The organism is Kitasatospora sp. NBC_01250 (assembly GCF_036226465.1).
GTDB lineage: Bacteria > Actinomycetota > Actinomycetes > Streptomycetales > Streptomycetaceae > Kitasatospora.
Genome location: NZ_CP108476.1, coordinates 2,253,945 through 2,278,795, shown reverse-complemented (window position 1 = coordinate 2,278,795; position 24,851 = coordinate 2,253,945). Strand labels below are relative to the sequence as shown.

General features: G+C 72.3%; 25 protein-coding genes. 9 read left to right on the top strand and 16 right to left on the bottom strand.

Annotated elements, in window-relative coordinates; genetic code table 11:
- Nucleotides 1-14: 14 nt before the first annotated feature.
- A complete protein-coding gene (locus tag OG500_RS09355) occupies nucleotides 15-1,523 on the top strand; it encodes an MFS transporter (RefSeq protein WP_327066056.1) in 1,509 nt (502 codons plus the stop codon).
- A 313-nt stretch (nucleotides 1,524-1,836) separates the two neighbouring features.
- On the top strand, nucleotides 1,837-2,943 hold the full coding sequence (locus tag OG500_RS09350; RefSeq protein WP_329578555.1) for a S66 family peptidase: 1,107 nt from the start codon (nucleotides 1,837-1,839) through the stop codon (nucleotides 2,941-2,943).
- A 78-nt stretch (nucleotides 2,944-3,021) separates the two neighbouring features.
- Here OG500_RS09350 and OG500_RS09345 read toward each other — a convergent pair whose 3' ends face one another.
- On the bottom strand, nucleotides 3,022-3,618 hold the full coding sequence (locus OG500_RS09345; protein ID WP_329578552.1) for an O-methyltransferase: 597 nt from the start codon (nucleotides 3,616-3,618) through the stop codon (nucleotides 3,022-3,024).
- A 208-nt stretch (nucleotides 3,619-3,826) separates the two neighbouring features.
- Between OG500_RS09345 and OG500_RS09340 the strand changes: the two genes are divergently transcribed.
- Nucleotides 3,827-5,779 carry a phosphocholine-specific phospholipase C gene (locus OG500_RS09340; protein WP_329578549.1) on the top strand — a complete coding sequence of 651 codons (1,953 nt, stop codon included), beginning with the start codon at nucleotides 3,827-3,829 and terminating at the stop codon, nucleotides 5,777-5,779.
- Between the two features lie 172 nt (nucleotides 5,780-5,951).
- Here OG500_RS09340 and OG500_RS09335 read toward each other — a convergent pair whose 3' ends face one another.
- Complete coding sequence (locus OG500_RS09335) at nucleotides 5,952-6,080, bottom strand: hypothetical protein (RefSeq protein WP_327066052.1); 129 nt, start codon at nucleotides 6,078-6,080, stop codon at nucleotides 5,952-5,954.
- A 577-nt stretch (nucleotides 6,081-6,657) separates the two neighbouring features.
- Between OG500_RS09335 and OG500_RS09330 the strand changes: the two genes are divergently transcribed.
- Nucleotides 6,658-7,671: a GNAT family N-acetyltransferase gene (locus OG500_RS09330; protein ID WP_329578546.1), complete on the top strand. Its 1,014-nt coding sequence runs from the start codon at nucleotides 6,658-6,660 to the stop codon at nucleotides 7,669-7,671.
- 13 nt (nucleotides 7,672-7,684) lie between these two features.
- Here OG500_RS09330 and OG500_RS09325 read toward each other — a convergent pair whose 3' ends face one another.
- From OG500_RS09325 to OG500_RS09315, 3 genes are all read right to left on the bottom strand, one after another.
- The gene (locus OG500_RS09325) at nucleotides 7,685-7,894 is read right to left on the bottom strand and encodes a DUF397 domain-containing protein (RefSeq protein WP_329578543.1); all 210 of its coding nucleotides are present in this window, start codon (nucleotides 7,892-7,894) and stop codon (nucleotides 7,685-7,687) included.
- A 99-nt stretch (nucleotides 7,895-7,993) separates the two neighbouring features.
- On the bottom strand, nucleotides 7,994-8,206 hold the full coding sequence (locus OG500_RS09320; RefSeq protein WP_329578540.1) for a DUF397 domain-containing protein: 213 nt from the start codon (nucleotides 8,204-8,206) through the stop codon (nucleotides 7,994-7,996).
- Nucleotides 8,203-9,033: a helix-turn-helix domain-containing protein gene (locus OG500_RS09315; protein WP_329578537.1), complete on the bottom strand. Its 831-nt coding sequence runs from the start codon at nucleotides 9,031-9,033 to the stop codon at nucleotides 8,203-8,205. Before OG500_RS09315 ends, OG500_RS09320 begins: the two co-directional genes overlap by 4 nt.
- A gap of 106 nt (nucleotides 9,034-9,139) precedes the next feature.
- Here OG500_RS09315 and OG500_RS09310 point away from each other — a divergent pair, with 106 nt between their 5' ends.
- Both OG500_RS09310 and OG500_RS09305 read left to right on the top strand, forming a co-directional pair.
- Nucleotides 9,140-9,448 carry a hypothetical protein gene (locus OG500_RS09310; protein ID WP_329578534.1) on the top strand — a complete coding sequence of 103 codons (309 nt, stop codon included), beginning with the start codon at nucleotides 9,140-9,142 and terminating at the stop codon, nucleotides 9,446-9,448.
- A 263-nt stretch (nucleotides 9,449-9,711) separates the two neighbouring features.
- The gene (locus tag OG500_RS09305) at nucleotides 9,712-10,212 is read left to right on the top strand and encodes an NUDIX hydrolase (RefSeq protein WP_329578531.1); all 501 of its coding nucleotides are present in this window, start codon (nucleotides 9,712-9,714) and stop codon (nucleotides 10,210-10,212) included.
- 82 nt (nucleotides 10,213-10,294) lie between these two features.
- Here the strand turns inward: OG500_RS09305 and OG500_RS09300 are convergent, their stop codons facing one another.
- Nucleotides 10,295-11,212, bottom strand: a complete 918-nt coding sequence (locus OG500_RS09300; RefSeq protein WP_329578528.1) for an NAD(P)-dependent oxidoreductase — start codon at nucleotides 11,210-11,212, stop codon at nucleotides 10,295-10,297.
- A gap of 218 nt (nucleotides 11,213-11,430) precedes the next feature.
- On the opposite strand from OG500_RS09300, the gene OG500_RS09295 reads away from it, so the two are divergent.
- A complete protein-coding gene (locus OG500_RS09295; protein ID WP_329578525.1) occupies nucleotides 11,431-12,615 on the top strand; it encodes an alpha/beta hydrolase family protein in 1,185 nt (394 codons plus the stop codon).
- 41 nt (nucleotides 12,616-12,656) lie between these two features.
- On the opposite strand, the gene OG500_RS09290 is transcribed toward OG500_RS09295, so the two are convergent.
- Nucleotides 12,657-13,070 carry a RidA family protein gene (locus OG500_RS09290; protein ID WP_327066039.1) on the bottom strand — a complete coding sequence of 138 codons (414 nt, stop codon included), beginning with the start codon at nucleotides 13,068-13,070 and terminating at the stop codon, nucleotides 12,657-12,659.
- 95 nt (nucleotides 13,071-13,165) lie between these two features.
- Between OG500_RS09290 and OG500_RS09285 the strand changes: the two genes are divergently transcribed.
- Nucleotides 13,166-14,593: an FAD-binding oxidoreductase gene (locus OG500_RS09285; protein WP_329578520.1), complete on the top strand. Its 1,428-nt coding sequence runs from the start codon at nucleotides 13,166-13,168 to the stop codon at nucleotides 14,591-14,593.
- Nucleotides 14,594-14,600: 7 nt separating this feature from the next.
- On the opposite strand, the gene OG500_RS09280 is transcribed toward OG500_RS09285, so the two are convergent.
- From OG500_RS09280 to OG500_RS09270, 3 genes are all read right to left on the bottom strand, one after another.
- Entirely contained in the window at nucleotides 14,601-15,578 is a 978-nt protein-coding gene (locus OG500_RS09280) for an NAD-dependent epimerase/dehydratase family protein (RefSeq protein WP_329578517.1), read from the bottom strand.
- A gap of 123 nt (nucleotides 15,579-15,701) precedes the next feature.
- Nucleotides 15,702-17,762, bottom strand: coding sequence for a glycosyl hydrolase family 18 protein (locus OG500_RS09275; protein ID WP_329578514.1), 2,061 nt, complete (start codon nucleotides 17,760-17,762; stop codon nucleotides 15,702-15,704).
- A 320-nt stretch (nucleotides 17,763-18,082) separates the two neighbouring features.
- Nucleotides 18,083-18,904, bottom strand: a complete 822-nt coding sequence (locus OG500_RS09270) for a class I SAM-dependent methyltransferase (protein ID WP_329578511.1) — start codon at nucleotides 18,902-18,904, stop codon at nucleotides 18,083-18,085.
- A gap of 433 nt (nucleotides 18,905-19,337) precedes the next feature.
- Here OG500_RS09270 and OG500_RS09265 point away from each other — a divergent pair, with 433 nt between their 5' ends.
- The gene (locus OG500_RS09265; RefSeq protein WP_329578508.1) at nucleotides 19,338-20,126 is read left to right on the top strand and encodes a transglycosylase SLT domain-containing protein; all 789 of its coding nucleotides are present in this window, start codon (nucleotides 19,338-19,340) and stop codon (nucleotides 20,124-20,126) included.
- Between the two features lie 75 nt (nucleotides 20,127-20,201).
- Here the strand turns inward: OG500_RS09265 and OG500_RS09260 are convergent, their stop codons facing one another.
- The 6 genes from OG500_RS09260 to OG500_RS09235 form a co-directional block, all read right to left on the bottom strand.
- Nucleotides 20,202-21,116 carry an ABC transporter substrate-binding protein gene (locus tag OG500_RS09260; RefSeq protein WP_327066033.1) on the bottom strand — a complete coding sequence of 305 codons (915 nt, stop codon included), beginning with the start codon at nucleotides 21,114-21,116 and terminating at the stop codon, nucleotides 20,202-20,204.
- A gap of 43 nt (nucleotides 21,117-21,159) precedes the next feature.
- Entirely contained in the window at nucleotides 21,160-21,855 is a 696-nt protein-coding gene (locus OG500_RS09255; protein ID WP_327066032.1) for an ABC transporter permease, read from the bottom strand.
- A complete protein-coding gene (locus OG500_RS09250; RefSeq protein WP_327066031.1) occupies nucleotides 21,822-22,490 on the bottom strand; it encodes an ABC transporter permease in 669 nt (222 codons plus the stop codon). The genes OG500_RS09255 and OG500_RS09250 overlap by 34 nt, the downstream gene beginning before the upstream one ends.
- Entirely contained in the window at nucleotides 22,480-23,673 is a 1,194-nt protein-coding gene (locus OG500_RS09245; RefSeq protein WP_329578500.1) for an ABC transporter ATP-binding protein, read from the bottom strand. Before OG500_RS09245 ends, OG500_RS09250 begins: the two co-directional genes overlap by 11 nt.
- 223 nt (nucleotides 23,674-23,896) lie before the next feature.
- Nucleotides 23,897-24,295, bottom strand: a complete 399-nt coding sequence (locus tag OG500_RS09240) for a rhodanese-like domain-containing protein (protein ID WP_327066029.1) — start codon at nucleotides 24,293-24,295, stop codon at nucleotides 23,897-23,899.
- Entirely contained in the window at nucleotides 24,289-24,825 is a 537-nt protein-coding gene (locus OG500_RS09235; protein WP_327066028.1) for a cysteine dioxygenase, read from the bottom strand. Before OG500_RS09235 ends, OG500_RS09240 begins: the two co-directional genes overlap by 7 nt.
- Nucleotides 24,826-24,851: the final 26 nt, after the last annotated feature.

Sequence of the window (24,851 nt, the reverse complement as noted above, 5' to 3'; positions counted from 1 at the left end):
AGGTGAGTACAACCATGTCTCAAACCGTCCCGCAGGCCGACCCCAGGCGCTGGAAGGCACTGGGCTTCATAGCCCTGGCCCAGCTCATGGTGGTGCTGGACGCCACCATCGTGAACATCGCCCTGCCCTCGGCCCAGCGAAGCCTCGGCTTCTCCGACACCAACCGCCAGTGGGTGATCACCGCCTACGCGCTGGCCTTCGGCGGCCTGCTGCTCTTCGGCGGCCGGATCGCCGACCTGTGGGGCCGCCGTCGCACCTTCATGACCGGTCTGATCGGCTTCGCCCTGGCCTCGGCGCTCGGTGGCGCCGCGCAGAGCACCGGGATGCTGATGGGTGCCCGTGCCCTGCAGGGCCTCTTCGGCGCGCTGCTCGCCCCCGCCGCCCTCTCGCTGCTGACCGTGACGTTCACCGAGGCGAAGGAGCGGGCCAAGGCCTTCGGCATCTTCGGCGCGGTGGCCGGTGGTGGCGGCGCGATCGGCCTGATCCTGGGCGGCGTGCTCACCGAGTACCTGAACTGGCGCTGGACCTTCTTCATCAACGTGCCGTTCGCGATCATCGCGGTGACCGGCGCCGTCCTGGTGATCCGGGAGCCGGCCGGTACCCGTAACCGCAACCGCCTCGACATCCCCGGCGTGCTGCTGGTCTCCACCGGTCTCGTCTCGCTGGTCTACGGCTTCACCAAGGCCTCGGAGGACGGCTGGACCTCGCACGTGACGCTGGCCCTGTTCGCCGCCGCCGTCGTGCTGCTCAGCGCGTTCGTCTTCGTCGAGAGCAGGGTCAGCGCGCCGCTGCTGCCGCTGCGCGTGGTGCTCGACCGCAACCGCGGCGGTGCCTACCTCTCGCTCGGCCTGGCCGTGATCGGGATGTTCGGGCTCTTCCTCTTCCTGACCTACTACATGCAGACCGTGCTGGGTTACTCCCCGGTCATGACCGGCGTCGCCTTCCTGCCGATGGTGGCCGGCATGATCACCGGCTCCACCCAGATCGGCGCCCGGCTGATGAACCGGCTGCCGGCCCGGGCGCTGATGGGCCCCGGCTTCCTGGTCGCCTCGGCGGGCATGCTGATCCTGACCCAGATCAAGGTCGACTCCTCGTACTGGCTGATCCTGCCCGGTCTGATCCTGATGGGCCTGGGCATGGGTACCGCGTTCATGCCGGCGATGAGCCTGGCCACCTTCCGGGTCCGGCCGCAGGACGCCGGTGTCGCCTCCGCGATGGTCAACACCTCGCAGCAGGTCGGCGGCGCGATCGGCACCGCGGCACTGAGCACGGTGGCCACCAGCGCCTCCAAGGCCTTCGCCACGTCGCACCCGATCAACCCGAAGTCGCCCGTCGAGCTGCAGATGCTGGTGCAGGCGCAGACCGCGGTGCACGGCTTCTCCACCGCGATCTGGTTCTCCTTCGGCATCCTGCTGGCGGCCGCCGCGATCGCCACGGCGCTGCTCAACGGCGGCGGCAAGGCGAACCTGGTGGCTGCGGGCGCCGAGGGCGAGGTCGTCGATGTCCCGGTGATGGCGCACTGACGGCTCCGCGGCAGGAGCGCTGACGCTGCGTCGTACGCACAGCTGGTGGGCCGGATCCCTTCGGGGGTCCGGCCCGCTGTCGTCCGCGCGTCGTCGCCGGGGCGTCGCTGTCGGGGCGTCACGGTTTGCGCGTCGCGGGCGCCCGGAAACGCGCTGGACGGTGGCGGCCGCGCCGTGGTCGACTCCTGCGTCGGCACCGAGGGCGGTCGCCCCCGCGAACGGTCGACACCGCACAGCGGAGCTGGACTGAGCTGCGCGGGGCGAGGGGTAATTCCCTGGTCGCCGTGGACCCGGCGTTCATAGGATCGACGCCATGACGGCACCCGAACCCGTACCCGCGTCCGTACCGGCACCCCCCGTGCCCGTGCCCGTACCCGCGTCCGTAGCCGCGTACCCGGCCAAGCCCCGGCCTGGCGACCGCGTCGCGGTCCTCTCGCCCTCCGCCGCGCTGCCCGGTCTCTTCCCGCACCCCTACGAGCTGGGGCTGCGCCGGCTGCGCGAGGAGTTCGGCCTCGAACCCGTGGAGTACCCGGGCACCCGCAAGCTCGGCGCCACCGCCGAGGAGCGCGCGGCCGACCTGCACGCGGCCTTCGCCGACCCGGGCATCAAGGCGGTGATCGCCACCATCGGCGGCGAGGACCAGATCACCGTGCTGCCGCACCTGGACCGGGAGTTGATCCGGGCCAACCCCAAGCCGTTCTTCGGCTACAGCGACAACACCAACCTGCTGCTCCTGCTGCGCAACCTGGGCATCGTCAGCTACCACGGCTGCTCGGTGATGGTGCAGCTGGGACGCGGCGGCGCGCTGCACCCGGCCACCGCCGAGTCGCTGCGCGCGGCGCTGCTCGGCTCCGGCGCGTACGAGCTGCGGCCCAGCGCCGAGGTCGGCGACGTCGAGCTGCCCTGGACCGAGCCCGACCTGCTCGCGGGCGAGCCGGTGATGGAGCCGGGGGAGGGCTGGACCTGGCACAACGCGGACCAGGTGGTCGACGCCCCGGGCTGGGGCGGCAACCTGGAGATCCTCGCCTGGATGGCGATGGCCGACCGGGAGATCGGCCCGGTGGAGCAGTACGCCGGGCAGGTGCTCTTCCTGGAGACCTCCGAGGAGATGCCGCGGGCGGACGAGGTCTACCGGATCCTGCGCAACCTCGGCGAGCGCGGGCTGCTGCGCCAGTTCCCCGCGCTGCTGATGGCCCGGGCCAAGAGCTGGAGCTTCGAGCAGATGCTGGAGCCGGCCGCCAAGGTCGAGTACCGCAAGGCCCAGCGGGCCGCGGTCCTCCGCGCGCTGGCCGAGTACGCACCGCAGACGATGGCCGTCTTCGACGTCGACTTCGGCCACACCGACCCGCAGCAGATCCTCCCCTGCGGCGGCCGGATCCGGGTGGACGGTCCGGCCCGGCGGATCACCGTCTGGTACTGAGCTGTTCGGTACCGAGCTGTCCGGTACTGAGTCGTCCGGTACCGGGCCACGGGAGTCCTCGGCGAGCCGGGCCGCTGATCAGCCGCGCAGCGTGCCGACCAGCGTGCTCAGGTCGGCGGCCAGGCGCAGTTCGGTGGTGCGCAGGGCCGGGTGCTCGAGCCAGTGCAGGCGGGCGGTGTCCGGGCGGCCCTCGTGCTGTGGGGGCCAGGTGGTGCAGGGGGTGAAGTCGTCCACCGTGACCGTGCCGCCGGGCGTCAGCAGCCGCACCGGGTCGGCCGGCGGCTCGGCGCCCTTGCCCTGGCCGCCGCCGTCCAGCACCAGCAGGTCGAACGGCCCGCGCCGGTAGAGCTCGCTCCAGTCGCCGGTGACCACCTCCACCTGCGGCTGGTCGGCGAAGACCGCGGCGGCCACGGCGGCGCGGGCCGGGTCCCGTTCGACGCTGACCAGCCGCACCCCGGGCCCGGCCCCGCTGGCCAGCCAGGCCAGGCCCACCCCGCACCCGGTGCCGCTCTCGCCGATCCGGGTGGCCGCGCCGTGCGCCAACGCGCTGATCAGCAGGCCCTGTTCGGGGCGGCAGGAGTTCTCGAAACCGTGCGCCCGCGCCGCCGCCAGCGCGCGCCGGACCAGCGGCGGCAGGTCGGTGGCGAGGTGCAGGGCGGTGCCGTTCAGGGACATGGGCGGTCTCCGGCGGGGCGAAGTCGTCAGTGCTGCCTTGAACCTGATGATTAATCAGCTGCCGTTTGTGTGGCAAGTGCGCGCAATGCGGGACGGACATGTATGGACACCTTTTTGGCTGTCCCCGGGTCTTCCACCGTTCACCCTCCGCTGGAATCATCCCCCTACCCGCAAGTAGCCAACTGCGCCCCCGCCTTCAGGAGGACCCGTGTCCCCGCTCTCCCGCCGCGCCCTGCTCGGCTCGGCCGCCGCCTCCGGTGCCGCCCTCGGCCTGGGCGCGCTGCCCGGCTCCGTCCAGCAGGCGCTGGCCGCGCCGGCCGCGCCCGGCACGATGGACGATGTCGAACACGTCGTGGTGCTGATGCAGGAGAACCGGTCCTTCGACCACTACTTCGGCACCCTGAACGGCGTGCGCGGCTACGGCGACACCTCCAGGGTCCGGTTCCCCGGCGGCTCGGACGTGCTGCGCCAGAAGCTGCTCGGCACCGTCGGCGGCACCGACCTGCTGCCCTGGCACCTGGACACCTCCACCAGCGACGCCCAGCGGATCTTCGACCTGGACCACTCCTGGGGCGGCACCCACAGCGCCTGGGCCAACGGGCAGTGGAGCAACTGGGTCCCGGCCAAGACCTGGTACACGATGGGCTACTACACCCGCCAGGACATCCCCTTCCAGTACGCGCTCGCGGACAACTTCACCCTCTGCGACCAGTACTTCTGCTCCGCGATGACCTCCACCGACCCGAACCGGCTCTACCTGTGGTCCGGGATGATCGACCCGAACGGCACCGGCGGCGGCCCGGCCACCGACAACAGCAAGTCCGGCTTCACCTGGACGACTTACCCGGAGCGCCTGCAGGCCGCGGGCATCTCCTGGAAGGTCTACCAGCAGCAGGACAACTTCGACGACAATGCCCTGGCCTGGTTCAAGAGCTTCCAGACCGCCCCGCAGGACTCCCCGCTCTACCAACGCGGCATGGCCCGGGCCGGCGCCGACGACTTCGCGAACGACGTGGCGGCGGGCACGCTGCCGGCGGTCAGCTGGGTGGTCGCCCCGACCGCGCAGTCCGAGCACCCCAACTACCCGCCCGCCCAAGGCGCGGACTTCACCTCCGCGTACGTGCTCCAGGCGCTGGCCGCCCACCCGGAGGTCTGGGCGAAGACCGTGGTGCTGCTCAACTACGACGAGAACGACGGCTTCTTCGACCACGTCGTGCCACCGGTGGCGCCCGACGGCACCCCCGACGAGTTCATCGGGGGCGTGCCGATCGGCCTGGGCCCGCGGGTGCCGATGATCGTCATCTCGCCGTGGAGCCGCGGCGGCAGGGTCAACTCCGAGGTCTTCGACCACACGTCGGTGCTGCGCTTCCTGGAGAACTGGACCGGCGTGAAGGAGACCAACATCTCCGCCTGGCGCCGCACCGTTTGCGGCGACCTGATGTCCGCCTTCGACTTCACCACCAGCAACCGCACCTTCCCGGCGCTGCCCGACACCAAGCAGCTGCTGGCCGACCTGGCCGAGCAGGACAAGAAGCTGCTGCCGCCGCTCTTCCCGCCGGTCATCCAGAAAGCCCCCCAGGTCGAGCCCGGCGACCGGCCCGCCCTGCCCACCGGCTACCGCTTCGGCTCCTCCTCGCGCACCGACACCACCACCGGTCAGCTCTGGATCACCCTGGACAACCTGGGCACCTTGGGCGCCGGGATCTCGATGTACGCCGTGAACTTCCGCCAGTTCGGCGCCTGGCGCTACACGCTGCCGGTCGGCGGCACCGTCAGCGACTTCTTCAGCGCCCTCGGCGTCAGCGGCGGCCCCTACGACATCGACGCGCACGGCCCCGACGGCTTCCTGCGCGGCTACCAGGGCGACGTGCGCACCTGGAGCGACCCGGCCAAGGGCCACCCCGAGGTCGCCTCGGTGGAGACCCCCGACGGCGTGCGGATCACCCTGACCAACCAGGGCGGCAAGCCGGTGGTCTTCACCATCGGCGCCAACTCGGCCTTCGGTGCCGCCGGTTCGACCCCGGCCACGGTCACGGTCGCCCCCGGCGGCAGTGCCGAGGCGGTGCTGGCGCCGACCGCCGCCGGCCGCTACGACTACACGGTCACCGCCGACACCGCCGACGCCTTCGCCCGCCGCTTCGCGGGACGCCTGCAGCCGTAGCCGTCCGCCCACCTGAATCTGGGCACGGTGTAACACCGGCAACGCGAACAACATCTGCTCCGGAGCCGAGCCGGCCGGTGCGTCACCCACGCACCGGCCGCCGGCTCCACCGCTCCCGCACCTCCCCACCGCGCGGCCGGAGCGGCCATCCCAGCGATCAGAGGGCTGCCGGTCACCGGCCACCGGGCCAGCCGAACAGGCCCAGGACCGGCCGGTCCCGCAGCGCGTTCGCGTACTCCGACGACTCGTCGAACTCACGGAAGTTGGTGATCGGATCGTCGGCCGCGTACAGCATGGCCACGGCGCACGGTGTGCAGAAATCCTGTCCGGTGTCGAGGTCCCGCAGGTTGGCGTATCTCTGACATCCTGCCCACTGGCAAGACCTGCGGTGCTTGGCCACCTACCTGCTCAGCCCCTTCGGTGGTTCTCGTGGTGCTGTGAGGCTAGGCGATCGCCAGGACCTCGCACTGCTGCCTGTCACTGATCCACTGCCCGGCCGCGGTGAGGTCGAGGCGCTCCAAGAAGTTCACCAGGGCACTCCGGGCGTCAGCGGCGACGGCTTCCGGTAGCTGGGAGGACAGCGCCGGGGTGGGCAGGTCGGGGACGAGGGCGCCCGCCTGGACGTGGCCCGTTCGATGGGGCGGCGGGTGCGGTCGGCGACTATGGCGCGGGCGCCGTCCAGGTCGAACAGGTCGGCGAGGTCGGCGGCGTCGCGCTGGTAGACGGTGGGCTCTTTCGGCCACGCGGTCCGGGGGGCAGGTCCAGTGGTGGCGCCTCCTCGATGGTCGGCGTCTTCGTGGCGGTGGAGTGCGAACGGCGGACATCTCTCCGGGGGGAGAGTTAGGTTGAGGGCCTGAGTGATCGTCGGTGGGGGAACCATGAGCATGGAGATACGGCCGTTCGACGCGGCGACGGCTTCGGAGCGCGAACTCTCCGAGTACCACCTCGCCTCGGCGGCCGCCTGGCGGGTCGACTTCCCCGAGGAGCCACCGGCCGGCTACGAGGCCACGGTCGGCCGACTGCGGACACCCTGGCCGCACGAGGGGAGGTGCCGGTACTGGGCCGCCTACGTGGACGGGGTGTTGGTCGGTCTGGGCCGGCTCGCGTTGCAGGACGGCGAGAACAGCGGGATCGCGCAGGTGACCGTGACGGTGCATCCCGAGTACCGGCGCCGGGGGATCGGCACCGCCGTGCTGCGGGCCGTCCTGCCGGCGGTGCGGGAGACCGGGCGGCCGACGGTGACCGGCGAGGCGATGAAGTCCGGCTCCCCCGGGGACCTGTGGGCCGCTCGCTTCGGGTTCCGGGCGGTCAATCGCACGGCGATCATGATGCTGATGGTCGACGAGACCGAGCCGGAGCGGTGGGACGTGCCGGTCCCGGCCGGGTACCGCCTGGCCGGCTGGGTCGGCACGGCCCCGGAGGAGCTGATCGAGGCGTACGCGGCCGCCAGGGAGGCGGTGCAGGACGCGCCGATGGGCGAGTCGAGTATCCAGATCGTTCGGTGGGACGCCGAGCGGATCCGTCGGGAGGAGCGGGAGCTGGCTGACCAGGGTGCCGAGGAGCGGGTGGTGGTCGCGGTCCACGAGGCGAGCGGTGAGATCGCCGGTGTCACGGGGCTCCTCACCTACGCCTACCGCCCGGACAAGTCCTACGTGAACGACACCTCCGTGGTGCGGGCGCACCGTGGACACGGCCTCGGCCGGGCGCTGAAGGCGGCCATGACGCGCCAGGTCCTGCGGGAGCGACCACAGGTGCGGCGCATCGTGACGAGCAACAACGAGGACAACGTCCACATGATCGCGGTGAACGAAGCCATCGGGTACCAGGTCCTCCGCCGCCTGATCTGGGTGGAGACCACCGCCGACGGGTTGACGGGGGCGCTGAGCCGGTAGGCGGTGGTGGTGGTCAGAGGAACGCGAACCGGCCGGTCTTGACGCCGGTGATGAAGGCCGCGAAGGCGGTGGTGGTGAAGAGGAGGGTGGGCTCGTCCGGGTTGGTGGAGTCGCGGAGGGGGACGAGCCCGGGGATGTCGGCGGCGATCTCGACGCAGCTGCCGCCGTTGCCGCTGTGGGTTGACTTGAACCAGTTGGCCTGGGAGAGGTCCGGGTCGGTCATGGGCACAGATTCTCCCGCGCCCTGGTGAGCGGGACAAGGGTGCCTCGGAACGGCTCCGGGCCGACCTGAGGAGATCAGGTCGGCCCGGCTGATGCATGGTCAGACAGAAGTGAACTGGCCGGCCTTGATGCCGGTGATGAAGGCGGCGAAGGCGGTGGCGGGGAAGAGGAGGGCGGGCTCGTGGGGGTTCTTTGAGTCACGGACGGGGACTACCCCTGGGAAGTTGGGGGCGACCTCTACGCAGGTACCCCCATTGTTGCTGTGGCTTGACTTGAACCAGGCAGCGCCCGACAGGTCTGCGGGGTCGGTCATGAGGGAAGTTCCTTTCGGGCCTTGCGGATCAGCGCTACAGATGCAGCTTTCGACAATGCTTCCACCTGGAGCTGATGGTAGTCCCTCTCCCACGCCCGGACGGTCTCGTCCTGCCGGACCACATAGCCTTGGTCATTCGATTCGGTGTAGCCGACCACCGACCGGTCTGCAAAGGTCAGGAGGGTCACGACGGCTCCGAACGGCACGAACTCGGCCAGGCTGAACGGTGCCACCTGGATGATCACGTGCGGCCGGGCCGCCATCGTGACGAGATGATCGAGCTGGGTGCGCATGATCTCGGTGCTTCCGACCGGGCGCCGGATGCAGCTCTCATCCATGACCGCGTGGATCAGGGGCGGGGCGGAGCGCCGCAGAAGCCGTTGGCGCACGGCGAGGAAGCGTACGCGTTCATCTGCTTGCTCCTGGCTGATGCTGCCGCGTTGAACCGCCGCTGAGGCCAGCGCCGCGGCGTACTGCGGAGTCTGGAGAAGTCCAGGGATCATGATCGGCTCGAAGATCCTGATCTCCGCCGCCCGCGCCTCCTGTGCCGCGTGCTCCGGGAAGCCCTCCAGCAGTGCGGAGTTCTTGATCCCCCGCACCATCAACTCAAGGGTCTGACCCGTCCCCAGAGCCGAGTCCGCCGACTTTGCGAACTTCAGGGTGGGGGATTTACGGGCCGTTTCCAGCGCGGAGATGTAGGTGTCCGAGTACCCGATGCGCCCGCCCAGTTGGGTCTGCGACCAGCCGCGCGCCTCCCGCGAGGTGCGGAGCTGGTGTCCGAAGGCGGCTCGGGGGGATGACTGGGGATCAAGCTTCTTCCGGTTCACGGGCACTCCTCGGACTCCACTTAGCCCATGGGCAAGTTGAACAGTTCCCGAGCGTACGGGACAGTGGGCGCTCTCGGTAGTGGATCGACTACGGAAAGGAGTGGCCATGCCCGCGTACCCGGCATCCCCCACCACTGTCTACCGTCCCCAAGTCGGCCAACTGGTAGCCGATTTGGCCAACCACGGCAGACAGGGCATCTACATGGACACCTTGGGTGGCCGCGCCTACCTTCGCCCGAATGGGGGAGGCTGCGAATGGGACACCGACCCCGACCGGCTCGAACCCGTGCTCGACGCACCGGATCTGGCGCCCGTCGTCCAGCGCAACGCGCCCCGCTGCGCCGCCGATGTCCGGCTGCCGGAGGTGCCGCCGCTTCCCGTCACGCCCAACTCCGGCCCGGAGCCGACGGCATGATCGACCTCGCGCCGTCCATGCTCCCCACGCCCCCGATCTCACCCCAACCCCCGCCCCTCCCCGCTCCCGTCCCCGGCTGCCAGGAGTGCGCGCGCCTCGTCCACAAGGAGCGCGCCGACACGGCCAACGGTGACCCGAGCGGCGCTGTCGACGCCCGCGTGCTTCGCCGTCGGCACGGCCTCCAGCACACCAAGTGCACCTAGCCCGAACGAAGTTCCCCGCAGTTACCCCGCACCACCCGCACCACCCGCAAGGAGGCCCCGTTGTCCTGGGACCGGACCCACTTCACCACCCCGCCCCGCCGCCGGATCGCCGGCCAGGCCGTGCTGCTCCATCCCGACGACCGCTCCGTGCTGCTCCTGGAGTTGGCCCACCGCCCCTGCCTCAATCTGCCCGGCGGCCACAGCCGGTCGGACGAGGAGCCCCGGGCGACCGTGCAGCGCCTGGTCAGGGCCCAACTCGGGCTCGCACTGCCGTTCAGCGGGGCCGACCTGGCGACCGTCGACTACGCGCGCGCCAAGCCCGAGTCCGGCGTGTGCGAGGGCTACAACTTCGTCTTCGCCCGTGAACTCACCGCCGCACAGGCCGCCATGGCCCGCCCCCGTGCGGAGGCGGGCCCGGACCTGCGTGCGATCCACTGGGTCAGGGTCGAGCACCTGCCCACGGTCTGCGCGGACTACCACGTGCGGCGGATCACCGAGGCGGCCTCCTGGCTCGCGGACGCCGCCTCGGCCGTCCTCCTCACCAACGGCGCCCTGGCCTGACCTCGGCCTCGGGCCGCCACCCCAGGCCCGACCGCCGTGCCCTCGGCCCCGACCGCCGCCCCCTCGGCCCCGCCCCGCCCCCTCAGCCCTGCCCAGCGCCACCCCGACGCCTGGCCGTCTCGCCGAGGGCGGCCAGATCCCGCTCGCCGTCGCCGTGCGCGATGCTCTCGATCAGGGCGTCGCGCAGCACGCTCGCGATCGGCATCGGCACCTTGGCGGCGGCGCCCGCGTTCAGCGCCAGGCCCACGTCCTTGAGGCCGAGCACGAGCCGGAACGCCGCCGGGTCGTACCGCCGTTCGGCGATCATCGAGCCGTAGCCCGCGTACACCGGGCCAGGGAAGAGCGTGCCCGAGAGCAGTTCCACCAACTGGTCCGCCGCCAAGCCGTTGGCCTCGGCCAGCGCCGTCGCCTCCGACAGTGCCTCGATGGCCGAGATCAGCATGAAGTTGACGCTGATCTTCGCGATGTTCGCCAACTCCGGCCGCTCGCCGAGCCGGTAGGTCTGACGCCCCATCGCCTCGAACAGTGGTGCCACCCGGTCGACCAGCGAACTCTCGCCTGCCGCCAGGATGCTGAGGTTTCCCGCGGCGGCCACGTCGGTGCGGCCCAGCACCGGCGCGGCGACGTAGCCGATCCCGTGCCGCTGGTGCAGCTCGGCGGCGCGCCGGGCCAGCTCCGGCGAGACGGTGGCCATGTTGACGTGCACGCTCGCGCCCGCCGCCGCCAGCACCTGCTCATCGAGCAGCAGCTCCGTCACCACCGCGTCGTCCGCGAGCATCGAGACGACCACGTCGGCCGCCATCGCCTCGGCCGGCGTCGCCGCCGCCTCGGCGCCCAGTGCGACGAGTGCCGTCACCGGCGCGGGGGAGCGGTTCCACACCCGCACCCGGTGGCCGGCTTTGACCAGGTGGGCGGCCATCTCCCGTCCCATCCCGCCCAGCCCGATGAATCCGACATCCAGTCCGACTGCAGCCGACCCGGCCTTCGCTTCGACGCTCACGAGGTGTCTCCTTGTCTCTGGTGGTGACTCTACGTATCCGACAGTCTCGCATCCTTCCGGGTCGGCAGGGGGTCGTCACCCCGGGGCGTACATCTGTGGGCCACTACGCAGGCCGCGGGTCAGCCCGTGGTCGGATGTGTTCGCATGCAACGCGTGACAGCGTTCGACTCATGGATACGAACCGGCACCAGACGGACCATCAGCAGGAACCCACCACGATGACGCGCCGTCACATACTTCGCGCCGCAGTCGCCGTCGGCGCCGCCGTTCCGCTCGTCGTCGCCGCACCCGCGTGGGCGGCTCAGGCGACCGCCGCCGCGGCTCCCGGCCCGGCGCAGTTCACCCTCCCCACGCCGACCGGGCCGCACCCGGTGGGCACGGTGGCGCTGCACCTCGTCGACAGCTCACGGCCGGACCAGGTGGCCGGCCCGGGGCACTTCCGCGAGCTGATGGCCAGCGTCTGGTACCCCGCCCGGGACGTCGAGGGGTACCCGTCGGCGCCCTGGATGACCACGGGCGCCCTGCGCGCGTTCCTCGTCTCCGGTGGCTACGACATCGACCCCGCCCTGGCGCCGCTCACGGCCGGCCACGAGGGCGCTCCGGTGCGGCGCGGCGACCGACGGCTGCCGATCGTCGTCTTCTCGCACGGCGCGCACAGCCACCGCAGCGACCACACCACCATCGTCCAGGAACTCGCCAGCCACGGGTACGTGGTGGTCACGGTGGACCACTCGTACGACTCGTTCAGCGAGTTCCCCGACGGCCGGGTGGTCACCCCGGTCCAGGACCCGGCGTACATGCCCGGTCCCAAGGACTTCGCCACGGACCTGCGGTTCGTCCTGGACCGTATCGAGGACCTCGCCGCCGGGCGCAATCCGGATGCCGAGGACCGTCCGTTGCCCGCCGGCCTGTCCGGCGCTCTCGACCTGGACCGCATCGGCGTCTTCGGCTGGTCGAAGGGCGGGACGGCGACCGCCCTCACCATGCTGGCGGACCAGCGCGTCCGGGCCGGGCTGAGCCTGGACGGCCCGATGCAGCCGACCATCACCACCGACCTGGACCGGCCGTTCCTGATGATGACCGCGGTGTTCACCCGCGCCCAGGATCCCGCCGCCGCCGAGTTCTGGTCGCACCTGCGGGGCTGGCGGCTCAACATCCAGGCCGAGGGCGCGATCCACGCGTCGTACGGTGACGACGCGGCGCTGATCCCGCAGCTGGCGAAGGTGCTCGGGATGACCGAGGCGCAGGTTCAGGACGCGATCGGCACCATCGATCCGGCCCGGGCGGTGCGGATCCAGCAGGCGTACCCGCGGGCGTTCTTCGACCGGTACCTGCGGGAGCGCCGGGGGCACCTGCTCGACGGCCCCTCCCGCGCCTTCCCCGAGGTGAAGTTCCTCCCGTGAGCCGCCGGGGAGTGGCGCGCCGCGCCACTCCCCGAGCGTGTTCAGCCCTGCCCGGCCGTCGCGGGCACGACCGCCAGTGCCTCGATCTCGAACAGGAACTCGGGCCGGACCAGCGCCGCCACCACCAGTGCGCTGCAGGTCGGCAGCCGCTCGGCGTCGAACACGGCGTCCCTGGCCGCGCGGATCGCGGGCAGGTGGGCGAGGTCGGTGAGGAAGAAGGTCAGCTTGAGCACGTCGTCGAAGCCGGCCCCGGCCGCGACCAGACAGCGGCGGATGTTCTCGAAGACCTGCTCGGCCTGGGCGGCCGGGTCGCCGACGCCGACCAGCTCGCCGTGCTCGTCCAGGGCGATCTGTCCGGCGACGGTGATCAGCCGGCCGGTGCCCCAGGCCACCTGGCTGTAGCCGTTGCCGGGGGCGACCCCGGCGGGTGCGAGCACGTGGACGTTGTCGGACATGCGGAACCCCGTTCTCCTCGGGCGAGAAATCGATCAAGCCCGGCCACGCTAACGGAAACACGTGCGGGAGGGCAGTGCCCGGCTACCGTTGCCCTGTGACGCCGCCCGCCACCCCCGACCCTGTCCCCGCCGCGCTCGCCCCCGCGCTCGCCGAGCTGCGCCGCGCGCTGGGCGCCGACCGGGTGCTGGCGCCGGGCGACGCGGCGGCCGGCTTCGTGCGCGACGAGCGCGGCCTGCTGCCCGCCCACCCCGCCGCCGTGCTGCGTCCGCGCAGTACGGCCGAGGTGGCCGCGGCCGTCTCGGTCTGCGCCCGCCACCGCGTGCCGGTGGTGCCGTTCGCCGGCGGCACCGGTCTGGTCGGCGGCGCGATCCCGCTCGGCGAGGGCACCCAGGTGGTGCTGAGCGTGCGCGAGTTGAACCGGATCCGCAGCGTCGACGTGCCCGACTTCGCACTCACCGCCGAGGCCGGCTGCGTGGTGGCCGACGTGCAGCGGGCTGCCGCCGAGGCCGGCCTGCTCTTCCCGCTGCGCCTCGCCTCCGAGGGCAGCTGCCGGATCGGCGGCGTGGTGGCCACCAACGCGGGCGGCAGCAACGTGCTGCGCTACGGGATGACCCGGGAGCTGGTGCTGGGCCTGGAGGCGGTGCTGCCGGACGGCCGGATCTGGCACGGGCTGCGCACCCTGCGCAAGGACAACACGGGCTACGACCTCAAGCAGCTGCTGATCGGCTCCGAGGGCACGCTCGGCGTGGTCACCGCCGCCACCCTGCGGCTGTTCCCCCGGCCCCGGCACCGCGCGGTGGCCCTGCTCGCGCTGCCCGGACTCGACGTGCTGCCCGGACTGCTCGCGCTCGCCCGCGAGTTGCTGGAGGAGCGGCTGAGCGCGCTGGAGCTGTTCAGCCGCACCGGACTCGGCCTGGTGCTCGCCCAACTGCCCTCTGCCAAGGACCCGTTCGACCGCCCGCACCCGCAGTACGTGCTGGTCGAGGCCATCGCCACCCGGGACGGTGCCGCGCTGACCGCCGCCCTGGAGGGACTGCTGGCCGAGGCGATCGAGCACGGCCTGGCCGTGGATGCCGTCCCGGCGCTGGATGCGGCCCAGGCCCGTGCGCTCTGGGCGCTGCGCGAGGCGCTGCCGGAGGCCGAGAAGCGGGCGGGTGGCGCGGTCAAGCACGATGTGAGCGTGCCGCTGGGTGCGATCGGCGCGTTCATCGAAACCGCCGAGCGGGCGGTGGCGGCAGCCTGCCCGGGGGCGGTGGTGAACGCCTTCGGGCATGTCGGCGACGGCAACGTGCACTTCAACGTGCTGTCGGGGGAGGGGAGTTCGGCAGTCGTCCACCGTCTGGTCGGCGAGTTCGACGGCAGCGTGAGCGCCGAGCACGGCATCGGCGTGCTCAAGCGGGAGGCGCTGGCCGCCACCCGCTCGCCGGTCGAACTCGCCCTGCTGCGCACGGTGAAGGATGCGCTCGACCCGCAGGGGATCATGAACCCGGGCAAGCTGCTCGAAGAGTCGACAGCGGACTGACGGGCCGTCACCTCGCCTTGTAGTGCCGCAGTGTCAGCTCCACCGCCGTCGCCAGGTCGGTCACCTCCCAGCCCAGCGCGTGCCGGGCCAGCCGCGCGTCCGGGTTGACCTCCGAGGTGAGGAAGTGCAGCTCGCCGAAGGAGATCTGCGGCGCGGTGCCGGTGAACTTCGCGGTCAGCTCGCCGATCGCCGTGTACGCCCAGGCGACCGGGGCGCCCATCGTCATCGGCACCCGGGCCGAGGGGCGCACCGACTTCACCAGCTCGGCGATGGCCGGCAGCTCCAGGAACCGGTCGCTGAACAGGTAGCGCGAGCCGATCGGCGCCTCGGCGGCCAGCAGGTGCCCGCGGGCCAGGTCCTCGTTGAAGACCACCGCCATGCCGCCCGGCGGCAGCATCGGCACCCGGCCCCGGGCCAGGTCGACCAGCATCCGGTTGAGCGCGGCCGGGCGGGCCGGGCCGGGGCCGAAGACCGCCGCCGGGTGGGTGATCCGGGCGGGCAGCCCGCGCTCGGTCACCGCGGCGGTCACCAGCCGGTCGGCCTCCTGCTTGGAGCGCTCGTACGCGGTGCCCAGCGGCTCGGCGGCGAGCACCGTCTCGTCGAAGGCCACGGCCCGGTCGCGCGGGCGCTCGAAGACGTCCATGGTGCTGGTGTGGACGAAGCACTCGACGCCCTCGGCCAGGGCGGCCGCCACCAGTTGCTCGGTCCCGGTCACGTTGACCCGGTGGAACCCGCCCTTGTCCCGCAGCCACTGCTCGGCCAGCCCGGCGGTGTGGAAGACGGTGTCGCACCCGGCGACGGCCGCCCGCAGCGAGGCCGCGTCGGTGAGGTCACCCGCCACCGCCGTCACCCCCTCGGGCAGCAGCGGTGCGGCCCGCGCCGGATCCCGTACCAGCGCCCGCACCTGATCGCCGCGCTCGACCAGCAGGCGGGCCAGCGGACGGCCGACGGTGCCGGTCGCACCGGTGATCAGGACCTTGCGCATGGCGACTCCTGGAGTCCGTGGGAGAGGGGCCGGGTGGTCCCGATCATGCCGTATCGACGCCGATGGCCCCACCCCGCCGGAGGACGGCGGGGTGGGGCCACGAAGGTCGGCGGGAGAGAGCGGTCAGCTGACCGCGAAGTCGTCCGCGTACACGTTGGCCTGGCCGTACCAGCCGTGCACGTACACGGTGACCTTGCCGGTGGCGTCGGTGGTGAACGGCACGCTCAGCTGGGTCCAGCCGCTGCTGTTGGTCCAGGTGGAGCCGGTGGCGCCGCCGCTGACGCCGATGTAGGCGTACGAGCCCTGCACCCAACCGGTCAGCGTGTAGGCGTGGTTGGGCAGCAGGGTGACGCTCTGGTCGCACTCGCCGGTCTGGCTCGCGCTCGGGGTCACCTGCAGCGCGTGGCTGCCGGAGTGGACCGGGGTGCTGACCACGGCGCTGCCCGACTGGCAGGTCCACGGGCTCGGGCTGCCGCTCTCGAAGCCGCCGTTGGCCAGGCCGCTGGTGGTGGCACCGGTGACGGTCAGGGTGTAGCCGGCGGTGTGGCTGCCGGAGGCGGCGGTGCCGGTGATGGTCAGCGGGTAGCTGCCGGGCGCGGTGGCGGCGGTGGTGCTGATGTTCAGCGTGGAGCTGCCGCCGGCGGTGACGCTGGCCGGGCTGAGGGTGGCGGTGACGCCGGCGGGGGCGCCGGAGACGGTCAGGGCCACGCTCTGCGCGCTGCCCGAGGTGACCGCCGTGCTGACGGCCGCGCTCGCGGTGCCGCCGGCGGTGACCGAGCCGGTGGCCGGGCTGACGCCGACCGAGAAGTCGTTGGTGCCGGTGCCCGCCACGGTCAGGGTGTAGCCGGCGGTGTGGCTGCCGGAGGCGGCGGTGCCGGTGATGGTCAGCGGGTAGCTGCCGGGCGCGGTGGCGGCGGTGGTGCTGATGTTCAGCGTGGAGCTGCCGCCGGCGGTGACGCTGGCCGGGCTGAGGGTGGCGGTGACGCCGGCGGGGGCGCCGGAGACGGTCAGGGCCACGCTCTGCGCGCTGCCCGAGGTGACCGCCGTGCTGACGGTGGCACTGGTCGAGGAGCCCGGCTGCACCGAGCCGCTCGCCGGGGAGGCGGCGAGCGAGAAGTCGTTGGTCACCACGCCGCCGCCGGAGGTGAAGGGCTCACCGGCGTGACTGAAGTCCCAGGTGTTCTGCGCGATGCCGGAGCAGGTGTCCGAGCCGGCCGTGCCCACGCAGCCGCCGTTGTCGCGCTCCAGCGCCCAGAACGACAGGGTGTTGACGCCCTTCGCGGTGGCCCAGCTCTGCACGTTGGCCATGTCCGCGACGGTGGTGGTCTCGCCCGCGCCGAAGTCGTCGATGCCCGGCATCATCGTGATGCCGATCGAACTCCACAGCTGGGCGGGCGTCTTGCTCGGGTACAGGCTCGCCAGCTGGCTGTAGAGGCCGCTGGCGGCGTTCTCCGCGTCGGTGCCCATCTCGTGGCTGGCGCCGTCGTAGTAGTCGAACGTCATGATGTTGACGACGTCGATCCGGGCGCCGTTGCTCACCGCGTTGCGCAGCACGGCCAGCCCGCTGTCCGCCAGCCCGCTGGTGGTGGTCGGCAGGGTGTAGGAGAACTGGACGTTGCGCCCGTTCGCCGCCGCCCAGTCCTCGACCAGCTTGACCGCCTTGTTGCGGCGGTCGATGCCGGCGGTGTTGGTCAGCGAGTTGTCCTCGGTGTCGAGGTCGATCCGGTTGACGTTGTAGGTGGTGATGACCGACTCGTACTGCGCCGCGATCTGGTTGACGTCGGTGCAGCTGTCGGCGATCTCGGTGCCGCCGTCGTCGGCCGCGTAGCCGCCGAAGGACGGGATCACGTCGCCGCCCGCCGCCTGGATCGAGCTGATCTGGCTGCCGTAGGTCGAGGCGGCGATCGGGGTGCTGGTGGCCCCGTTCCAGTAGGCGGTGCAGGAGCCCTTGGTGGCGGCCTGGACGAACGCCATCGAGAGGTACTTGTTGCCCGACTGGCTGGCCAGGGTGGCCGGGTTGTCGCTGCTGTAGGCCTCGAAGTAGGGCGCGAAGACGTGCGCCGGCAGCGGTGTGGCGGCGGGCGCGGCGGTGGCGGCGGTGCCGACACCGGCCATCAGGCCGGCCGAGGCGGCCAGGGTGGCTCCGGCGGTCAGCACCGCCTGGACGGATCTGTGAAGTCGCATCAGTGCTCCAGCAGACGTAACGGAAAGGGTGGGGGACAGAGCGAGGTGCGCATGACGACGACCGGCCTGCGGGCAACAGCCGCGAGCCAGTGGGTGCGGTGAACGAGTAGGGGGCGGTGGGCAGATCAAGGCAGGGCGAGTCCCTGCCGGCCGGTGGTCACACCCCCACAGTGCATCCCGGTCGGATGGACAGACCTTATGGTTGGACTAGACCACTGTGCTGTCAAGAGCGCCGACCGCCACGCGGCCGGATCCCCCGTGGAATCCGGCCGGTGCGCATACGGTGCCTGACCAGCCGTCAGCGTGTTCCGGCGGTCGGCTCATCCCTGCGGTCGGCGAGTCCCGGCCGTCAGCAGATGCCCGCTGATCCCGAGCAGCGAGGGCTCGGATTCGGCCCGCCGCAGTGCGTCCAGTACCAGCGCGCGCTGTTCCGGGTCGTCGAGCCGCTCCTCGATCCCCAGCAGCCAGGCCGCGCCCTCCAGCCCGTACTGGCCCCGCACGGTCAGCCCGGCCTGCTCGAACTCCACCGGTACCTGCGCGGGTTGGTGGAAGTAGGCGGTGGTGAACAGGCTCTGCCCGCCCACCGGGCGCAGCTCGCCGCCGGCCACGCAGGCGTCGGTGACGGCCCGCTTGGCCGGCTCGAAGTACGCGCCGCTGCGCAGGGTGTCGTGCAGGCCGGCGAAGCGGTTGATGGTCGCGGCCACCACCAGCCCGCCGGGGCGCACCACTCGGCGCGCCTCGGCGAGCGCGCGCAGCCGGTCCGCGCGCTCGGGCAGGTGGTAGAGCGGGCCGAGCAGCAGCACCGCGTCCGCCGAGGCGTCCTCAGCCTCCAGCGCCCGGGCGTCACCGAGGACGGCCGCCACGCCCGGCAGCTGCCCGGCCTGCTCGACGTGGAGCGGGACCGGGTCGACCAGCGTCACCCGGTGCCCGTCGGCGGCCAGCCACTGCGCGTGGATGCCGGCGCCCCCGCCCACGTCCAGGACCCGCAGCGGCTCCCCGCCCGGGGCGGCCCCGGCCAGCAGTCGGCGCAGTACGTCCTGGGTGCGCCACAGCTCCAGGCGGTTGTGGCCGTGGTGCAGGCGGCCCGCCTCCGCGCCGCGCTCGTAGTAGGCGAGTACTTCGGGGTCGAGATGAGGTGTCATGCGCCGACAGCCTGGCCGGGCCGCGTCCGCCGGGGCAAGCGATTTCGCGGCGCAGCCGGCCGGTGACCCATGGTGACCGGCCTGGTGACAACAACCACAGGCCGATCGGGACTACGGCCGGGGATCGTGGCCCGGCACGCTGGCAGCACTGGTCGGCGCCGGTACCTCGCAGACCGACCTACGATCGACCGTCGTAGTGGCAGGGTTTGATCCCCCCGGAGCGCTCGGGTTAAACCTGGACGAGTCGCCAAGCGCGCCGCCCGCACCGGGCCGATCGGTTCCGGTGCCGTTCCTTCTGCGGTGGCGCGCTTCCGTACGGCACCGACCGACACCGGGGTGCCCACGGTTCCGATGTGCCCGCAACAGCCTGCGGCCTGCCGCCGCGCTGCTGTCGTGCGCCCGGGACCGGCTACACGAACGAGGTAGATCCAGCATGCGCAGCGCCCTGATGTCCACCGTGCGTCGACGATCCTCCGTGGTCCTCGCCTCGGCCGGCCTCGCCGCCACCTGTGCCGCCTCCGCCGTGGCCTTCGCGCTCCCCTCCGACGCCGCCACCACCGCGGCCCCGAGCGCCCGGGCCGCCGAGGTGGCCGGCGCCTCGCTCAGCCTCTCCACCAAGGCCGCGCCCGACGCCGTCGCGCCGCTGGCGGCCGGTGGCGACACCGGCAAGATCGACGCCGCGTCCTACCTGAAGCCGAACACCCCGCAGGGCGGCTCCCTGCTGACCGCCGAGCCGTTCGGCGCCCCCGAGCAGCCGCAGGCCGACGCCCCGGCCGCCGACGCCCAGCCGGAGCAGCAGCAGCCGGAGCAGCAGCCGCAGCCCGAGCAGCAGCCGGCCCCGGCCGAGCAGCCCGCCCCGGCCCCCGCGCCCGCCGCGCAGCCCGCGCCCGCCCCGGCTCCCGCCCCGCAGCCCCAGGTGGCCACCGACACCAGCCCCAGCGGCATCCGCGCGCTGGCCCAGAGCATGGTGCCGGCCAACCAATGGACCTCGTTCGCCAACATCGTCAGCCACGAGAGCAGCTGGAACTTCCAGGCCACCAACCCGTCCTCCGGCTCCTACGGCCTGGGCCAGGCGCTGCCCGCGAGCAAGATGGCCTCGGCCGGCTCGGACTGGCGCACCAACCCGGTGACCCAGATCAAGTGGACGCTGAACTACATGAACGAGCGCTACGGCAGCCCGAACGCCGCCTGGTCCTTCTGGCAGTCCCACCACTGGTACTGAGCCGCCGGTCCGACGACGAAGGCGCGGGCCCGGGACGGAGAGATCCGTCCCGGGCCCGCGCCTTCGTCGTGGGCTTCAGCTCAGGCCGGCGGTCTTGACCCAGTCCTTGGCGACCGCCTCCGGGTCGTCCTTGTCGATGGAGACCTTCTTCATCAGCGCGACCAGCGTCGCCGTGTCCAGCTTCGCCGAGACCGCGTTCAGCGCGGCGGCGGCGGTGTCGTTCACCCCGGCCTTGTAGACCAGCGGGGTCACGTTCTGCGCGCCGAACACGTTCTTCGGGTCGGTCAGCGAGACCAGGCCCAGCTGCAGCAGCTTCGGGTCGGTGGTGAAGACGTCGCCGACCTGGATCGTGCCGTCCTTGATCGCGTTGGCCGTGGTGTCGGCGGTCGGCTTCCAGTCCTTGAAGGTCAGCCCGTAGGCGTCCTTGAACTGCTGCTCACGGCGCGACTTGAACTCCGGCATGCCGCCGACGGTGAAGTTCGAGGCCTGCGCGGTCAGGTCCGCGATGCTCTTCAGGTTGTACTTGGCGGCAGTGTCCTGGGTGACCGTGAGCGAGTCCTTGTCCTCGGCGGCCGAGGAGTTCAGGATGCCCAGGCTGCCGGGCAGCTCCTTGGTCAGCGCGGCATTGACGTCGGCCTCGGTGGCGGCGGTCGACTTGCTGTCCAGGTAGGCGAGCAGCGCGCCGTTGTACTCCGGCAGCACGGTCAGCTTGCCGTCCTTGATCTGCCCGTAGAGCAGCTCGCGGCTGCCGATGTTGAACTTCTCGGTCACCTTGACGCCCTTGGCCTGCAGCGCCTGCGAGTAGATCGAGGCCAGCAGCACGTTCTCCGGGTAGTTCGCCGACCCGACGGTGACGGTCGAGCCGTCGCCGGCGGCTTTGGAGCCGCCACCGAGCGGATTGCCGGACGAGGAGCTGGAGCAGGCGCTGGCAGCCAGCGCGACGGCGCTGAGCAGGACGACGGAGCTGACGGCACGCGAACGCGAACGCATGGAAAGGGTCCTTTCAGGAACAGGAAAGAGGGCGGAGCCGGGGTCAGCGCCGTCGCAGCCCGGCGGGCAGTGCCCAGCGGCCGAGTGCCGCGAAGAACAGCTGGGCGGCCACCGCGAGCAGGACCACGAGCAGCGCGCCGCCCAGGGTCTGCGGGAAGTCCTGGGTGGCCAGTCCGTCGACCACGTAGCGGCCCAGGCCGCCCAGGCCCACGTAGGCGGCCACCGTGGCGGTGGCGATCACCTGGACGGTGGCGGTGCGCAGGCCCGCCAGCAGTGCGGGCAGTGCCCACGGCACGCAGACCTGCCAGAGCACCTGGGGGTGGGTGAGGCCGATGCCCCGGGCGGCGTCGCGCAGGTCGGGGTCGGTGCCGCGCACGCCCTCGCAGGCGGCGACCAGCAGCACCGGCGCGGCCAGTGCCACCAGCGGTACCAGGACGGCGCTGTCGCCGACCCCGGCGACCAGCACCGAGAGGGTGACCAGGCCCAGGGTGGGCAGCGCGCGGGCCGCCCCGGTCAGCGCGGTCACCAGCGCCGCCGCCCGGCCGGTGTAGCCGAGCAGCAGGCCCAGCGGCACCGCGATCAGGAAGGCGAGACCGAGCGCCTCGCCGCACAGCAGCAGGTGTTCGGTGACCCGGTGCACGATCGAGTCCGGGCCGTGCAGCCGGTCCGGATCGGTGAAGAACGTCGACAGCCAGCCGCCCCAGTTCACCGGCCCACCGCCGATTCGCGGACGGCCCACGGCGCGAGCAGCCGGCGGGCCAGCAGCAGGACCGCGTCGGTGGCCAGCGCCAGCGCCGCCACCAGCACGATGCCCGCCACGATCGGGGTCGGGAAGGTGCGCTGGAAGCCGTCGATGAAGAGGTAGCCCAGCCCGCCGCGCCCGACCAGCGCGCCCACGCTGGCCAGCGAGATGCTGGAGACCGCCGCGACCCGCAGGCCCGCCATCAGGTAGGGCACGGCTGCGGGCAGCTCGACCGCGGCCAGCCGTCGCCAGGGGCCGTAGCCCAGCGCGGTGGCCGCCTGGCGGACCGGCTCGGGCACCGCGCGCAGCCCGTCCACCGTGGTGGGCAGCAGCACGGCGAGCGCGTAGCAGGTCAGCGGGATCATCACGGTGGCCTGGGTGGCCAGACCGGTGTAGGGGATCAGCACGACGAAGACCGCGAGTGAGGGCAGCGCGTAGACCACGTTGAAGACCGCGGCCAGTGGCTGGTAGAGGCGGGGGAAGCGGGTGCAGAGCAGCCCGAGCGGGAGCGCGATCAGCAGGCCGAGCAGCACGGGGACCAGCGAGATCACCGCGTGGTCGCGCAGCAGGTCCCAGAGGTAGCCGAGGTGGTCGCGGATCCAGTTCCAGCGGACCAGGGGCTCACCGTCCATGGCCGGCTCCGCTGTTGCTGGCCGGGTCGGCGGCTATGCCGGTGGCGTCCGCCACCGGTTCGGCGCCGCTCGCCCCGGTGGCGGGCGTCTTGGTCAGGGCCGTGGGGGCCGGGTCGCTGAGCGCGGGTGCCTGCGGGCCCGCCGCGTCGAGCGCGTCGAGCACCGCCGCGCGCGGGGCCAGGCCCAGCACCCGGCCCGCCGGGTCCACCGCCACGGCCGCGCGGGCGGGGGAGAGCACGGCGCTGTCCAGTGCGGTGCGCAGGGTGTCGGTGCCCGGCCGGTAGACGGCGACCTGGCGGTGGCCGTCCACCGCTTCGGCGGCGGTGTCGCCCAGGGCGGCCGGGCGCCACCCGGTGGGCCGGCCATGCGCGTCCACGGTCAGCGTCCAGCCCTCGAATGGCAGGGTGTGCGGCACCAGGGTGATGCCCTCCGCCGGGCGCAGTCCGAGTGAGCGCAGGCCCCGGTCGCGGCCGAGGAAGGCGGCCACCAGCTCGTCGGCGGGCGCGCTGAGCAGCGTGGCCGGGTCGGCGACCTGCCCGATCAGGCCGTGTTCGCGCAGCACCACGATCTGGTCGCCGAGCCGCACGGCCTCCTCGATGTCGTGGGTGACGAAGAGCACGGTCTTGTTCAGCTCGGCCTGCAGCCGCAGCAGTTCCTCCTGCAGTCCGGCGCGCACCACGGGGTCGACGGCGCTGAACGGCTCGTCCATCAGCAGCAGCGGCGGATCGGCGGCCAGTGCCCTGGCCACCCCGACCCGCTGCTGCTGGCCGCCGGAGAGCTGGAACGGATAGCGCTTGGCGGTCTCCGGAGCCAGCCCGACCAGTTCGAGCAGCTCCATCGCGCGGGCGCGGGCCCGCTTGCGGTCCCAGCCGAGCAGGTACGGCACGGTGGCGATGTTGTCCAGCACCCGGCGGTGCGGGAAGAGGCCGGCCTGCTGGATCACGTAGCCGATGCCGCGGCGCAGTTTGGCGGCCTCCAACTGGGCGACGTCGGTCCCGTCCAGCAGGACCCGGCCCGAGGTGGGCTCGACCATCCGGTTGACCATGCGCAGGATCGTCGTCTTGCCGCACCCGGAGGGCCCTACCAGGACGGTGGTCTGCCCGGCGGGCACGGTGAGATCCAGGCCGGCCACGGCGATGGTGCCGTCGGGATGGCGCTTGCCGGCGCCGTCAAATCTGATCACAAGGAATTCCTAGCTGGGGTGCCGGGGCACCGTCGTCGGTGGGGCGAGTGCGGCGTTGTCAGGGCGGACACCCGTGGCTGCCTGCCCCCGACTGCACCAAGGGAAACCCTGAACGGTGATCGGTGACGGATCCGACACGCCGACCGGACCTGGCGCGATGTCAGAATCGCGACAAGATTCGGCCGATCCGGGACGGAAGTGGCACAGGTTCTGACCGGATGGGCTACGTTCCGTCCGGCCCGGGCACGGTGGGTAGTCCTGCGGCGGCCCAGGCGACGAAGCCGCCGTCCAGGTCGGTGGCCCGGTGCAGGCCCAGCTCGCGCAGCGAGGCGGCGGCGAGCGAGGAGGCGTAGCCCTCGGAGCAGAGCAGCACCACCGGCAGGTCGTAGCCGGTCGCCTCCGGGATCCGGTGGCTGCCGGCCGGGTCGAGCCGCCACTCCAGCACATTGCGCTCGATCACCAGCGCGCCGGGCACCTGTCCCTCGCGGGCCCGCTGCGCGGCCGGGCGGATGTCGACCAGCAGCGCGTCCTCGCGCTGCCAGGCGCGGTGGGCCTCCTCGGGCCCCGGGCGGTGCACGCCCGCGCGGGCCCTGGCCACCAGATCGTCGACGGTCGTCACCACTGCTCCTTCCCCTCCCGCGCGGTCAGCCGCAGGCCGCTCGCGCGCAACTCGTAACGCGACATCTCGTTCAACGGTGGAGAGTACGCGTGCAGAGTGACAGCCGGGCCGCCCGCGGTGTTGCGCACGTCGTGCAGGAACTCCGGTCCGAACGCGCGGGCCGTGCCGGTGGGCAGCCGGCGGGTGCGCAACTCGCCGTCCTCGCCGCCGATCGACAGCTCCTCCAGCTCGCCGAGCGCCACGGTGAACGCGCCGCGCGAGCCGCCGTGGTCGTGGAACCCGGTGGACTGGCCGGGCAGCCAGCTGATCAGCCAGACCTCGTGGTCCTCGGTCAGGGCCAGCCGCTCGTACCAGCGCTCGCCGACCGACAGGCGGACCTTGTGGATCCACTCCTGCGGCCGTTCGGCCAGCTCGGTGACGATGGCGCGCAGTGCGGCGGGGCTCAGCGCGGCGGGGCTCAGCGGGGTGCGCTCGTCGGTGGGGTGGCCCGCCGGGGCGGACGGCGGATCGGTGCTCACGAGTTCGACACTCATGGGGAGTCCTCACGGAAGCTCGGGGT